Genomic DNA, 12,788 nt, shown 5'->3' on the forward strand with positions numbered 1-12,788 from the left:
TGAGGTGCAGAGCTTCCGGGGCTCAGATCTCGACGCACGTGCGCAGTGCCGTCCCCGTCCGCATCTGGTCCAGCGCCTCGTTGATCTCGGCGAGCGGTACCCGGTGCGTGATCAGGCCCGCCAGGTCGATGCGCCCGGCACGCCACAGCGCGATGGCCCGCTCGTAGGAACGCCGGACGTCACCGCCGCCGTACAGGGACGGCAGGATCCGCTTCTCGTCGAAGAACAGCTCGAACATGTTGAGCTGGAGGAAGTCGTCCACGGCCCCGGCGCCGACCACCACGAGCGTGCCGCCGCGCCGGGTGTTCTCGTACGCCGTCCGGGCCGTGGCCGACTTCCCGACCACCTCGAAGACGTAGTCGAAGCCTTCGCCGCCGGTGACCTGCTGCTTGGCGTCGGGCAGCTCCTCCGGTGACACGGCCCTGGTGGCGCCGAACCTCAGCGCCGCCGCACGGCGCGAGGCCACCGGGTCGACGGCCACGATCTCGGCGGCGCCCTCGAGCCGCGCGCCCTGGATCGCGGCGACGCCCACACCGCCGCAGCCGATCACGGCGACCGACGAACCGGCCTGGAGGCCGGCGGTGTTGAGCGCCGCGCCCAGCCCGGTCGTCACCCCGCACCCGATGAGCGCGGCGATGTCGAACGGCACGTCGTCGGGGATCGGGACGGCACAGCGCGCGTCGACGACGACCTCCTCGGCGAAGGTGCCGGTGCCCGCGAAGCCGAAGACGTCACCGCCGGGGCGCCGGAAGTTGGGGGTGCCCGCGTTCATGAACCCGGCCAGGCACAGCTCCGTCTGGCCGCGCCGGCAGGCGGGACAGGCGCCGCAGGCGGGCAGCCAGCAGACCACGACCCGGTCACCGGCCTGCACGTGGGTGACCCCCTCCCCCACCTCGAGGACCTCTCCCGCGCCCTCGTGGCCGGGCACGAACGGCCCCGGCTGCGGCAGTACCCCGCTCATCGCGGACAGGTCCGAGTGGCACAGCCCGGTGGCGCGCACCCGGATCCTGACCTTCCCGGGGCCGAAGCCCGTCGCCTCGACGTCGTCGAGGACCTCCAGCTTGTCCTGACCGATCTCGTGCAGTACTGCTGCGCGCATGGTGCGGCTCCCCTCGAAAGTGCCGGCCCGTGGGTGACGTACTGGCTCAGGAGTGTTCGACGACCGTGTCGGCGAGCACCGGCGCGTCGTCCCGCTCGACCGCGCCCACGGTCACCCGCACCACCCGCTGCGCCCCCAGCGCCCCGTGGTGCCCGTGATCCCCCTGCGCCTCCTCGCGCCACATGCTGATGCGCAGGGTCTCGCCCGGGTACACCACCCCGGCGAACCGCGTGGCGTAGGAGCGCACACGGGTCACGTCACCGCCGAGCAGCGTGTCGACGACGGCCTTGAGCGTCATCCCGTAGGTGCACAGGCCGTGCAGGATGGGCCGTTCGAACCCGGCGAGCTTGGCGAACTCCGGGTCGGCGTGCAGGGGGTTCCAGTCGCCGGAGAGGCGGTAGAGCAGGGCCTGGTCCTCGCGGATCGGCCGTTCGACGACCTTCGCGGGCCGGCCCGTGGGCGCGTCGAGGCGAGCGGAGGGGCCTCGGTCGCCGCCCCAGCCGCCCTCTCCCCGTAGGAAGATCTGCGCGTCGTTGGTCCACAGCGGGCCGTGGGCGTCGGCGGCCTCGGTACGCAGGACGAGGACGGCGGCCTTGCCCTTGTCGTACACGGCGGCGATGCGGGAGGTCGACGTGGCCCGGCCCTCGACCGGGATCGGGCGGTGGATCGTCAGCGACTGGCCGCCGTGCAGGACGCGGGCGAGGTCGACGTCCACGCCGGGCATGGACAGACCGCTGATCACGCCCGGCGAGCCGGCGCCGGCGACGGTGGCGAAGCTGGGCAGGACGTGCAGCCGGGACTCCAGGGTGTAGCGCAGCTCGTCGGGGTCGGTGGCGGGGATGCCGGCGCCGATGCCGAGGTGGTAGAGCTGCACGTCCTTGGAGGTCCAGGTGATCTCGCCGGTCCGGGGTTCGGCCGCGAGGGCCAGGGTTTCGTCGATGGGCATGGGGCTCCTGACGGTTGGAGACCTCGGTGCGGCCGTCCGCACCGAGGTCGTCATGGGCAGAACTGGAACGCGTTCCAGTCCGGCGGACCCCTGTATAGCCCAGCGGTCCCGCGTTGTGAAGGCTCCTGACGTCGTGTCAGTTCCGTCGCGGGAACAGGGGCGGAGCAGCGGCGGGACAGGACCGGGACATTTGTCCTGCCGGATCGCCGACAAACGCATCTGCCGGACCGTACCGCGCCCCGCATAGCGTCGGTCGCATGATGACGACGACTGGGACACCACCGGCGGTGTCCTTCACGGGGGCGGTCAAGACCTACGGTGCCGTGCGGGCCGTGGACGGCGTCGACCTGCGGTTGGAACACGGCGAGACGGTCGCGCTGCTCGGCCGCAACGGCGCCGGGAAGTCGACGACGATCTCACTGCTGCTCGGCCTGAACGAGCCGGACGAGGGAGTGGTGGAGCTCTTCGGCGCGCCCCCGGAGCGCGCCGTGCGGGCGGGCCGGGTGGGCGCCATGCTCCAGGAGGCGCGGGCGGTCCCCCGGGTGACCGTCCGCGAGCTGGTCTCCTTCGTGGCCGGCCGCTACCCCGACCCGCTGCCCGCCGCCCGGGCCCTGGAGCTGGCCGGGATCGCGGACCTGGCCGGGCGGCGCGTGGACCGGCTCTCGGGCGGCCAGACCCAGCGGGTGCGGTTCGCGGTGGCGCTCGCCGGAAACCCCTCGCTGCTCGTGCTGGACGAGCCGACCGCCGCGCTGGACGTGGAGGCGCGGCACGCCTTCTGGGACTCGATGCGGGCCTACGCCCGCAGCGGTCGCACCGTCCTGTTCTCCACGCACTACCTTCAGGAGGCGGACGCGCACGCCGACCGGATCGTCGTCATCGACCGGGGCCGGGTCGTCGCGGACGGCACGGGCGAGCAGGTGCGGCGGGCCGCGGGCGGCAACCTGGTCTCCTTCGACCTGGCGGGGCGCGGGACGGCGGGCCTGGAACTGCTGCCCGGGGTGCGGTCGGTGGAGGTGCGCGGGGACCGGGCGCTGCTGCGCACGGACGACTCCGACGCGACCGTGGTCGCCCTGGCCCGACTGGATGCGATACGGGGCCTGGAGGTCGCCCCGGCGTCGCTCGACGACGCGTTCCTCACCCTGACGTCACGCGACAAGGAGACGGTGTGATGGGGGACTACCTGCGGCTCGAAGTACGCCGGACCCTGCGTGACGTGGGTTTTGTGATCGGCGGGATCGCGATGCCGGTGATGATGTACCTGCTGTTCACCAACATCGGTGAGAACGACGGTGGCTGGAGGACCGCGTCCATGATGGGGATGGCCGCCTACGGCGCGGTCGGCTCGGCGTTGAACACCGGTGGCGGGGTGGCCGAGGACCGGGCGATCGGCTGGCTGCGGCAGCTGAGGGTGACGCCGATGACACCTCGCCAGGTCGTCGCCGGCCGGGCGCTGACCGGTACGGTGACGGTGCTGCCCGCGATCGCCGCGGTCCTCGCGGCCGGCGGACTGGTCAACGGCGTACGGCTGGCGGCCTGGCAGTGGGCGGCGACCGCGCTGCTGCTGTGGCTCGGATCGCTCCCGTTCACCCTGCTCGGCCTGGGCAACGGCTACCGGCTGACCGCGCAGACCACCGGCGTGGCGAACATGATCTGCAACCTGGGGCTCGCGGTCCTCGGCGGTCTGTGGTTCCCGGTGTCCCTGTTCCCGGGCTGGCTGCGCTCCCTCTCCGCGTACACCCCGACCCACCGCCTCGCCGAGCTCGCCACGTCCGTCACCGACGGTCACGCCCCGGCGCTCGGCGCGGTCCTCGTCCTGACGGGCTGGCTGCTGGCGTTCGGTTCCTACGCTGTGCTGTCCTATCGCAGGACCACGGGGAACACCTGATCGGGGGAACGGGGAGATGTCCTGGATGCGAAGCGTCTCGTGCCGCCTCGACGCCTGGCAGCGGGCGCGGCGGACGTGGAAAGAGGACAAGGAGCGGTTCAGGGCCGGGCAGAAGGCCGCCCGCAAGACCGGGAGGATGCCGGAGAACCCGGGGCCGCCGCCCACCGGATTCACCCTGCTGCCGTGGCTGCTGATGGGGATGGGCGCCTTCTCCAACCTCTTCCAGGGCAGGACCCCCGACCCGTGGATCGGCGGTCTGGGCCTCTTCCTCTTCAACTCCTGCTACATCTACGTGGTGTTCCGGGCCATGCACAAGCAGACACGCAAGGCCCGGTCCACGCGGGTGGCGCTGGTCGTGATGGGCCTGGTGACCTTCGGCCTGGCGATCGGGTACGGCGGCAGCTGGCTGCTGTTCTTCCCGCTGCTGGGCCTCGCGACGGGAGCCGTCGTGCGCGGGCCGTGGCTCGGCAGGACGGGCCTGGCCCTCACCGCGGCCGCGGGGACCGTCTCCTGTCTGCGCGAGGGCTGGGACGGACTGAACGTCGCCTACGGCACGTTTCTGTCGACGATGGTGACCGCCGCGATCCTGTCCCTCTCCGAGGCCGTGCGGGAACTGCGCGCCGCCCGCGAGGAGCTGGCGCGCCGCGCGGTGGAACAGGAGCGGCTGCGGTTCTCGCGCGACCTGCACGACCTGCTCGGCCACACCCTGTCGGTGATCGTGGTGAAGTCGGAGGCGGCCCGCCGGCTCGCGCCGCGTGACATGGACGCGGCGCTGGCGCAGGTGACGGACATCGAGTCGGTCGGCCGGCAGGCGCTCACCGAGATACGCGAGGCGGTGACCGGCTACCGCGAGGGCAGCCTCGCCACGGAACTGGACCGGGCGCGCTCGGCCCTGACCGCCGCCGGCATCGCGCCCGTGGTACGCCGCTCCGGTCCTCCCCTGGTCCCGCAGACCGAGGCCCTGCTGGGCTGGGTGGTGCGCGAGGCGGTCACCAACGCCGTGCGGTACAGCGGCGCGACCCGCTGCGAGATCAGTGTCGACGGGGCTTCCGAGCGGGTGCGGCTGACGGTCGCCGACAACGGGGGCGGCGCGCCCGCCGAGCCGGCCCCGGCAGGTGTCGGCGGGACCGGCCTGAAGGGGCTGACGGAGCGGCTGGCGGCGGCGGGCGGATCCCTGCGGGCCGGTCCGTCGCCGCGGGGCGGCTTCACGGTCACCGCCGAACTCCCGGTGGAGTCCGCACCGTCCGTGGAGCCGTCCCCTCAGCCGCTGTCCCGGGCGGCTACGGCGCCCAGGGCTGGCTGACCGCCCAGCTCACGTCGTTCGTCCATGACGTGGAGCTGTCCCAGGCGTTCGAGCCGCCGTTGCTCGCTATGTAGACGTTGTAGTTGTAGTGGCGGAGGTATTTGCTCGGATAGTTGTACGAGGCGAACGACGTCCCGGTGCCGCTCCTGCCGGCCTGCGGGCAGAACGTGGCGTCGGCTCTGAACTGCGCGGTGCCGTCCATGGGCCGGCGGTAGAGCCGGTAGTTGTAGTGCCGCAGGAAGTCACCCGGATAGTTCCTGGACTCGAAGGAGACGCAGGAGCTGTCGGCGAGGCCCCGGCGCACGATCCAGGTGGCGTCGTTCTTGTCGAGGCTGGAACTGCTCGAGGTGATCGACGAGATGACCGCGTCGCCGTTCTGGTGGCGGATGTAGTCACCGGTGCAGCAGGAGGTGGTGGCGCGCAGCGAGATTTCCGAACCGGGCGTGAGGGAGCCGGCGGAGCCGGTCGATCCGCCGTAGCCGGCGGACACGATGTTCGACTGCACCGCGTCGTCGGCCGCGTCGGTCGGGATGCCGGAGGTCATCACGCCCTCGAAGAAGGACCCGATGGAGCCGTTGCTGTTGTCGCCGCCGGTACCGAGGACGATCGCGCCCTCCTGGTGCATCGGCGAGTACCCGCCGCCTCCGACGGTGGGTTCGCCGCCGGAATAGGTGGTGGTGAGACCGCCGGACTGGGCATTGCCGTATTTCAGCGCGAAATGGTTCTGCCCGTTGTTCTTCAGCAGCGCGGTGACGAAGGGAAGCGGTCCCGTGCCGGTGTTGGAGGTGTTCTTGCTGTAGCCGGAATCCGACTGGAACAGGCCGTTCTCCAGGTCGGCCTGGACCCAGGGGCCCTTCCCGTAGCACGGCGAGAACCAGCACTCGGTGCCGAAGTTGATGGCGTCCATGTGGCCGTTGCCGGTGTCCCGGTTGTTGGTCTCGGCGTTGCCGTAGTCGAAGCAGCAGCGGCCGTTGACGTGGGTGCCGGAGGTGACCATGTACATCCCCTCGGCCTGGCCGTTGACCGCGACGCCGGAGGTCGAGTTGTCGCGGTAGCCCATGCCGGCGGAGATCTCCAGGCCGTAGACCTGGTGCCCGCCGACGGTCACCGGCAGCGCGTCCGCGGGAGCGCCGACGTCGGCCGCACCTGCCCCGCCGGCGCCCTCGACGGTGAGGTCGTTGTGGCGGGGGGACTGGTCGAAGATCTCGGTGATGATGCAGGTCGTGCCGGAACAGAAGGAGTCCTGGGCGGCCGCGTCGGCGTACCCGCCGGCCGTCAGCAGGCCGATGTTCGCCGTCGCGCCGTCCGAGGCGCGTTTCACCTGGTAGAGCGGGCCGTTGTACGAGGAGTAGAGGGCCCTGACGAGGCTGTGCGCGGCGACACAGGGGGTGCCGGCGGCGTAGACGTCACACGGGAGCGAGCCCGCCGCGGCGGCCTGGGGCGCGGCGGCGCCGATCGAGAGACCGAGGGCGAGCGCGACCACGGTCACGAACGCGGCCAGCGCGGACAGGACCGTGCTTCTGAGGCGCTGCGGGCGTGGGGGCGGGGGTGTGGGAGCGGGGGTCACGGTGCACCTCTTCCGTTGCGGCAGGGCCGTGCGGGCTATATTCGATATACCGAACAACGTTCGATCGAAATGCCGAACCTGCCTGCTGTCGAAATTCCGAACATCTGGGGAGTAGACATGACACAGGAATTGGCAAGGAGTTATCCGAATGCCGAGCCGATTGTTTGTCCATGGTCAGAATCCGTCAAGACTCGCGGTCGGAACATGGGGAGTCCTTGATTGCCGGACCGGGTCGCCGAGTTGGCCGCGCGATCGGCGGTACGCCGGGCCGGGCCGGCTGCCCGTACCCTGGGCTCGTGAACGAGATGCCGCGAAGTCACCGGCCGACGCGATGCATTCGGGTACTGCTCGCCGAGGACCAGGGCATGATGCGCGGCGCCCTCGCGCTGCTGCTCGGCATGGAGGAGGACATCGAGGTCGTCGCGCAGGTCGCGGCGGGTGACGCGATCGTGGACGCCGTGCTGGCCCATCGCCCGGACGTGGCGCTGCTGGACATCGAACTGCCCGGGAAGAGCGGCCTGGACGCGGCGGCCGAGCTGCGCGAGGAGGCTCCGGGCTGCCGGGTGCTGATCCTCACCACCTTCGGCCGCCCCGGCTATCTGCGCCGCGCCCTGGAGGCGGGCGCCGCAGGGTTCCTGGTCAAGGACGGGCCGGTGGAGGAGCTCGCGGCGGCGATCCGGCGGGTGCTCACCGGCGAGACGGTCGTCGACCCGGCCCTGGCCGCCGCGGCGTTGAGCGCCGGCCCCAGTCCGCTGACCGCCCGCGAGTGCGACGTGCTGAAGGCCTCCGCGGACGGAGCGACGGTCGCCGACATCGCCGCCGGGCTCCACCTCTCGGAGTCGACGGTCCGCAACTACCTCTCCTCCGCCATCGGCAAGACGGGCACCCGCAACCGCATGGAGGCGATGCGGGAGGCCCGGCGGCAGGGGTGGCTCTGATTCGGTCAGCCCCGGTGGGTCCGCGTCCGCGGCAGCCACGCCAGCATCAGTACGGCCCCCCACCAGCAGCAGAGAGCCGCTCGTCCGGAAGGCCTCCGCGTACCCCTGCGTGAGGGCGTCGGCCGTGGCGCGTCCCCCGGTGCGCGTCGCCGCGACGGTGGACATCACCGCGAGGCCGAGCGAACCGCCCATGGTGCGCGAGGTGTTGATGAGCCCGGACACCAGTCCGGCGTCACCGGGTGCCGCCCCGGACCACATGCAGAACATCGCGGAGCCCGAGACGAACATGGCCGCGTTGGCCGAGGACACCGACCTCACCCGCAGCAGCTCCAGCGGCATCAGGGGCGCCTTCGACCGCGCCTCCACGGCGAGGAACAGGCCGATGAGCACGAGTCCGGCGGCGAGCGGCAGCAGCGTCGCCGCAGCCGTCCAGCCCTCCGCCTCCGTCTGCACGATGCCGTAGGCGAGCGTGCCGAGTCCCGCCGTCACCAGCAGGGCGCCGGGCAGGTCGAGGCGCCGCCCGTCGCCCGCGCGGCTCTCCACCAGCCACCGTGCGGCCCCGGCCAGGAAGCGTGCGTCCACGTGCGCCGACCGGTACGTTGATCAGCAGCACCCAGCGCCACGACAGCCCGTCCACCAGCAGTCCGCCGACGAGCCCGCCCGCCGCGCCGCCACCGGCGCCCACCGCGGTCCAGGTCCCTGTCGCGCGGGCCCGTGCGGCGCCCTCCGGGACCGCCGCGGTGAGCAGCGTCAGCGTCGAGGGCGCGAGCACCGCCGCCCCGAGCCCCTGGACGGCCCGGCCGGCCAGCAGCTCCCAGTCCTGCCGGGCCAGCCCGCCCGCGAGGGAGGCCAGCGTGAACAGGGCGAGCCCCACGAGGAACATCCGCTTGCGCCCGTACAGGTCCCCGGCCCTCCCGCCGAGCGGCATGAACCCCGCGAAGGCGATGGCGTAGGCGTTCACGACCCACTGGAGCCCCGGTGCGCTCAGTCCGAGGTCGGCCCGCATCGACGGCAGCGCCACGTTGACGACGGACACGTCCAGGACGACGAGGAACTGCCCCGCGCACGCCAGGGCGACGACCACCCAGGTGGGCGGCGCGGCAGGACGGGTCGGCACGGTGTCTCGGGCGGCTCGCAGCATGCGCGCCACGCTCCCCACCCCGCCCCGACCTCCGCATCGGGATTTCGCCCCGTCCGGCCTCGGCGGTGCGACCCGCACCGTGCGCAACGCCCATGTGCCTGACGGGAGATCAGAAACCCATGGATCGGTCAAGGATTCGTTAGTACGCCGAAGCATCGGAATAGTTGCCTGTGCATACGTGCTTTATCCAGCACTTACCGGTTCCCCCGCTCTCCCGAGCGGGCTTCTTCCGCATCTCACCGACCAGGCCCGGAGGCCCCGATCCATGACGCACCCAACGACCGACCAGCCCGCACCGGGGCCGTCCGGCGCGATCGTGCCGGTGCTCGCCTTCGCGGGCATCGTGGTCGCGGTGATGCAGACCCTGCTCGTCCCGGTCATCAAGGATCTGCCCCAACTGCTGCACACCGCGCCCAGCAACGCCACCTGGGTCCTGACCTCCACCCTCCTCTCCGGCGCCGTCGCCACCCCGATCATGGGCCGCCTCGGCGACCTGTACGGCAAGCGGCGCATGCTGCTCACGAGCCTGGCCGTGATGGTGGTCGGCGCGCTGGTCAGCGCGGCCACCGGCACCCTGCTGCCGATGATCGTCGGCCGTACGCTCCAGGGCTTCGCGATGGGCGCCATACCGCTCGGCATCGGTCTGATGCGGGACATGCTGCCCCGCGAGCGGCTCGGCTCGGCGATGGCCCTGATGAGCTCCTCGATCGGAGTCGGCGGCGGCCTCGCGCTGCCCGCCGCCGCCCTGGTCGCCCAGCACACCGACTGGCACGCCCTGTTCTACGGCTCCGCCGGACTCGGAGCCCTCTCCATCGCCCTCACCCTCCTCGCCGTGCCCGAGTCCCCGATGCGCGCGAGGGGCTCCTTCGACCTGCTGGGCGCGCTCGGCCTGTCCGCCGGTCTGGTGCTGCTCCTGCTGCCGATCACCAAGGGCGGCGACTGGGGCTGGTCCTCCGGCACGACGCTCGGCATGTTCGCCGCGTCCGTCGTGGTCCTGCTCCTGTGGGGCGTCCTGGAACTGCGCATCAGCGCGCCCCTGGTGGACCTGCGCACCACGGCCCGCCGCGAGGTGCTGCTCACCAACCTCGCCTCGATCATGGTCGGCGTCAGCTTCTACGTCGTCTCACTCGTCCTGCCGCAGCTGCTCCAGCTGCCCACCGCGACCGGCTACGGCCTCGGCCGGTCGATGGTCGTCGCGGGCCTCTGCGTGGCTCCGCTGGGCCTGACGATGATGTTCACCGCGCCGGTCTACGCCCGCCTGTCCGCCCGCTACGGCCCCAAGGTCACCCTGATCATCGGCCTGCTGGTCATCGCCCTCGGCTACGGCGGCGGCCTCGGCCTGATGGACGCGGCCTGGCAGACCGTCGTCACCTCGGTGGTCCTCGGCGCGGGCATCGGTCTCGCCTACTCCTCCCTGCCCGCCCTGATCGTCGGCGCTGTCCCGGCCTCGGAGACGGGCGCCGCCAACGGCCTGAACACCCTGATGCGGTCCATCGGCACGTCGGTGTCGAGCGCGGTGATCGGCATGGTGCTGGCGAACACGGCGAACCATGTGAACGGTCTGGCCGTCCCGACGATGCACGGCTTCCGCGTCTCCTTCCTGATCGCGACGGCCGCGGTCGCCCTCGGCCTGCTGCTCGCCCTCTTCCTGCCGGGCCGCCGCCCCGCGGCCCGGCCCCGGCTGCGCGCGAGCAGCGAGGAGGACGAGAACCTGGAGCGCGCAAGGGAAACCCTGCGGGGCTTCCGCGGCCGGGTCCTGGACGCCGACGGCACCCCGGTGGCCCGCGCCAAGGTCACACTGATCGACCGCCGGGGCCGCCAGGCGGGCGCCACGCTGACCGAGGAGGACGGCAGCTACACGCTGGCGGTGCCGGCCGATGGCCCGTACGTCCTTGCCGCCCGGGCCGCGGGCCACGCACCGGTCGCCTCGTCGGCCACCCACGCGGGCGACGACCGCCCGGTCGACCTCGACCTGTCCCTTCCCGGCGAGCCGGTCCCGGTGGCGGAGGCCTGACCGGCCCGCCGTCCGGACCACCCGCACCCCCTGTCGCCACGCCGCCGGGGGGTGCGGCAGCATGTGGGGCGTCCGCACCCTCGTACGACCGAAAGGACGCCCCATGCCCGCGGCGCCCAAGCCCGACATCCTGGCCGCGTTCGAGGCCGCGAAGGGGTTCATGCCCCGGCACGAGGGGCTCGCGCTGTACGAGGCCGCCGCCGAGGCGGGGCGGCTCGGGCTGCCGCTGCTGGAGGTCGGCACGTACTGCGGCCGCTCCACGGTCCTGCTCGCCGACGCGGCCCGCGCCGCCGGGGTACCGGCGCTCACCGTCGACCACCACCGCGGCAGCGAGGAGCAGCAGCCCGGCTGGGACTACCACGACCCGGAGACGGTCGACCCCGAGGTCGGACTGATGGACACGCTGCCCACCTTCCGGCGCACCCTGCACAGGGCGGGCCTGGAGGACCATGTGATCGCGCTCGTGGGCCGTTCGCCACAGGTGGCGAAGGTCTGGAACACCCCGCTCGGCCTGGTCTTCATCGACGGCGGCCACACCGACGCACACGCGAACGCCGACTACGACGGCTGGGCTCCCCATGTTGCCGTGGACGGCCTCCTCGTCATCCACGACGTGTTCCCGCACCCGAAGGACGAGTTCACCGGCCAGGCGCCGTACCGCGTCTACCTCAGGGCCCTGGAATCGGGCGAGTTCACGGAGGTCTCGGCGACGGACTCGCTGCGCGTGCTGCGGCGCACACGCGCGGGGAACGAACCGGCGCTTTAGGCCGCCATGCGGTGCGGACGGGCGCGGTCGACGCGTCGAGCCGGCCCGGCGGGGCATCCGTTCCGCCCGGTCCGCCATGGAGGAGCGGGCGGTCCATGACCCGCTCGCCGGGCGGACACGGACGGCTCGGTGGCCTGCGGAGCACGCGGCCGGGCCCTAAGGTGGCAGGCATGTCGTACGTGGGACCGGACTTCCATGCCCCCGAGCCCCGCCGCCGTCGGCGTGGGCCGTTGACGGTCGCGGTGGCCGCGCTGGTGCCGGCGGCGCTGCTCGGGTGGCTGGTGTACGAGGCGGTGGCCGACAGCGGTGGCGGATCGGCCGGCGGTACGGCCGCGGCCGGGTCCGCCGGGGGCGCACCGTCCGCCGCCGCCCCGGGCTCCCCGGCCTCTCCGGCCGGCGGTGGGGACCACGGCGAGCAGCCTGACGCGTCGTCCACCGCACGGTCCGGTTCCGGCCCCCTCGCGGGCAAGGTCGTCGTCGTCGACCCCGGGCACAACCCCGGAAACGTCCACCACACGGCCGAGATCAACCGCAAGGTCGACATCGGCACCAACTCCAAGGAGTGCGACACGACCGGCACGTCCACCAACTCGGGTTACACCGAGGCCCAGTTCACACTGGACGTGGCGCGGCGGCTGCGCACCCTGCTGGAGCAGCAGGGTGCCACGGTGAGGTTCACCCAGGACGGCGACCGGCCGTGGGGGCCGTGCGTGGACGAGCGTGCGCGGATCGGCAACAAGGCGCACGCGGACGCGGCGATCTCCATCCACGCGGACGGCGCGGCCCAGGGCGACCGCGGCTTCCACGTCATCCTGCCGGCCTCGGTGCACAAGGGCGCCGCGGACACCCGCACCATCGTCGGCCCCTCCCGGGACCTCGGCCGGCGCGTCGCGGACGACTTCGTCCGCGTCACCGGAAGCGCTCCCTCCAACTACGTGGGCGACGGGACCGGTCTCGTCGTACGGAGCGATCTGGGCGGTCTCAATCTGTCAACCGTTCCCAAGGTGTTCATCGAGTGCGGCAACATGCGCGACACCTCGGACGCGGCACTGCTGACCAGCGGCTCGTGGCGGCAGAAGGCGGCGCAGGGAATCTCTGAGGGAATCGTGAGTTTCCTGCGCGGGTAGCG

The 12,788-nt window shown here is 72.4% G+C and carries 10 protein-coding genes and 1 pseudogene; 7 read left to right on the top strand and 4 right to left on the bottom strand.

Annotation, left to right across the window (positions count from 1 at the left end):
• Positions 1-22: 22 nt before the first annotated feature.
• Complete coding sequence (locus tag AC5WS8_RS04600) at positions 23-1,099, bottom strand: Zn-dependent alcohol dehydrogenase (RefSeq protein ID WP_496101982.1); 1,077 nt, start codon at positions 1,097-1,099, stop codon at positions 23-25.
• Positions 1,100-1,145: 46 nt separating this feature from the next.
• Positions 1,146-2,045 (bottom strand): MaoC/PaaZ C-terminal domain-containing protein, encoded by a 900-nt coding sequence (locus AC5WS8_RS04605; RefSeq protein WP_496101983.1) that lies wholly within the window; start codon positions 2,043-2,045, stop codon positions 1,146-1,148.
• A gap of 257 nt (positions 2,046-2,302) precedes the next feature.
• Between AC5WS8_RS04605 and AC5WS8_RS04610 the strand changes: the two genes are divergently transcribed.
• The 3 genes from AC5WS8_RS04610 to AC5WS8_RS04620 all read left to right on the top strand — a co-directional run bounded on the left by AC5WS8_RS04610 (position 2,303) and on the right by AC5WS8_RS04620 (position 5,233).
• Positions 2,303-3,214 carry an ABC transporter ATP-binding protein gene (locus AC5WS8_RS04610; protein ID WP_496101984.1) on the top strand — a complete coding sequence of 304 codons (912 nt, stop codon included), beginning with the start codon at positions 2,303-2,305 and terminating at the stop codon, positions 3,212-3,214.
• Positions 3,214-3,930, top strand: a complete 717-nt coding sequence (locus AC5WS8_RS04615) for an ABC transporter permease (protein WP_496101985.1) — start codon at positions 3,214-3,216, stop codon at positions 3,928-3,930. Before AC5WS8_RS04610 ends, AC5WS8_RS04615 begins: the two co-directional genes overlap by 1 nt.
• A gap of 718 nt (positions 3,931-4,648) precedes the next feature.
• Positions 4,649-5,233 carry a sensor histidine kinase gene (locus AC5WS8_RS04620; protein WP_496102406.1) on the top strand — a complete coding sequence of 195 codons (585 nt, stop codon included), beginning with the start codon at positions 4,649-4,651 and terminating at the stop codon, positions 5,231-5,233.
• Here AC5WS8_RS04620 and AC5WS8_RS04625 read toward each other — a convergent pair.
• Positions 5,211-6,800: an alpha-L-arabinofuranosidase B gene (locus AC5WS8_RS04625; protein ID WP_496101986.1), complete on the bottom strand. Its 1,590-nt coding sequence runs from the start codon at positions 6,798-6,800 to the stop codon at positions 5,211-5,213. The two genes, AC5WS8_RS04620 and AC5WS8_RS04625, sit on opposite strands and share 23 nt — an antisense overlap.
• Positions 6,801-7,105: 305 nt before the next feature.
• Here AC5WS8_RS04625 and AC5WS8_RS04630 point away from each other — a divergent pair, with 305 nt between their 5' ends.
• Positions 7,106-7,738: a response regulator gene (locus tag AC5WS8_RS04630; protein ID WP_496102407.1), complete on the top strand. Its 633-nt coding sequence runs from the start codon at positions 7,106-7,108 to the stop codon at positions 7,736-7,738.
• 5 nt (positions 7,739-7,743) lie between these two features.
• On the opposite strand, the pseudogene AC5WS8_RS04635 reads toward AC5WS8_RS04630, so the two are convergent.
• A pseudogene (locus AC5WS8_RS04635) lies at positions 7,744-8,879 on the bottom strand (MFS transporter).
• A gap of 265 nt (positions 8,880-9,144) precedes the next feature.
• Here AC5WS8_RS04635 and AC5WS8_RS04640 point away from each other — a divergent pair.
• The 3 genes from AC5WS8_RS04640 to AC5WS8_RS04650 all read left to right on the top strand — a co-directional run bounded on the left by AC5WS8_RS04640 (position 9,145) and on the right by AC5WS8_RS04650 (position 12,786).
• Positions 9,145-10,893, top strand: a complete 1,749-nt coding sequence (locus tag AC5WS8_RS04640; RefSeq protein ID WP_496101987.1) for an MFS transporter — start codon at positions 9,145-9,147, stop codon at positions 10,891-10,893.
• 103 nt (positions 10,894-10,996) lie between these two features.
• The gene (locus AC5WS8_RS04645; RefSeq protein ID WP_496101988.1) at positions 10,997-11,659 is read left to right on the top strand and encodes a class I SAM-dependent methyltransferase; all 663 of its coding nucleotides are present in this window, start codon (positions 10,997-10,999) and stop codon (positions 11,657-11,659) included.
• Between the two features lie 170 nt (positions 11,660-11,829).
• The gene (locus tag AC5WS8_RS04650; RefSeq protein ID WP_496101989.1) at positions 11,830-12,786 is read left to right on the top strand and encodes an N-acetylmuramoyl-L-alanine amidase; all 957 of its coding nucleotides are present in this window, start codon (positions 11,830-11,832) and stop codon (positions 12,784-12,786) included.
• The last annotated feature ends 2 nt before the right edge of the window (positions 12,787-12,788 follow it).

This window comes from Streptomyces sp. PTL18, assembly GCF_059510295.1.

Excerpts from the sequence above, each read along its gene's own strand:
- AC5WS8_RS04650 (WP_496101989.1), top strand. The coding sequence starts at position 11,830 with ATGTCGTACGTGGGACCGGACTTCCATGCCCCCGAGCCCCGCCGCCGT.
- AC5WS8_RS04600 (WP_496101982.1), bottom strand. The coding sequence starts at position 1,099 with ATGCGCGCAGCAGTACTGCACGAGATCGGTCAGGACAAGCTGGAGGTC.
- AC5WS8_RS04640 (WP_496101987.1), top strand. The coding sequence starts at position 9,145 with ATGACGCACCCAACGACCGACCAGCCCGCACCGGGGCCGTCCGGCGCG.
- AC5WS8_RS04615 (WP_496101985.1), top strand. The coding sequence starts at position 3,214 with ATGGGGGACTACCTGCGGCTCGAAGTACGCCGGACCCTGCGTGACGTG.
- AC5WS8_RS04630 (WP_496102407.1), top strand. The coding sequence starts at position 7,106 with ATGCCGCGAAGTCACCGGCCGACGCGATGCATTCGGGTACTGCTCGCC.
- AC5WS8_RS04610 (WP_496101984.1), top strand. The coding sequence starts at position 2,303 with ATGATGACGACGACTGGGACACCACCGGCGGTGTCCTTCACGGGGGCG.
- AC5WS8_RS04645 (WP_496101988.1), top strand. The coding sequence starts at position 10,997 with ATGCCCGCGGCGCCCAAGCCCGACATCCTGGCCGCGTTCGAGGCCGCG.
- AC5WS8_RS04605 (WP_496101983.1), bottom strand. The coding sequence starts at position 2,045 with ATGCCCATCGACGAAACCCTGGCCCTCGCGGCCGAACCCCGGACCGGC.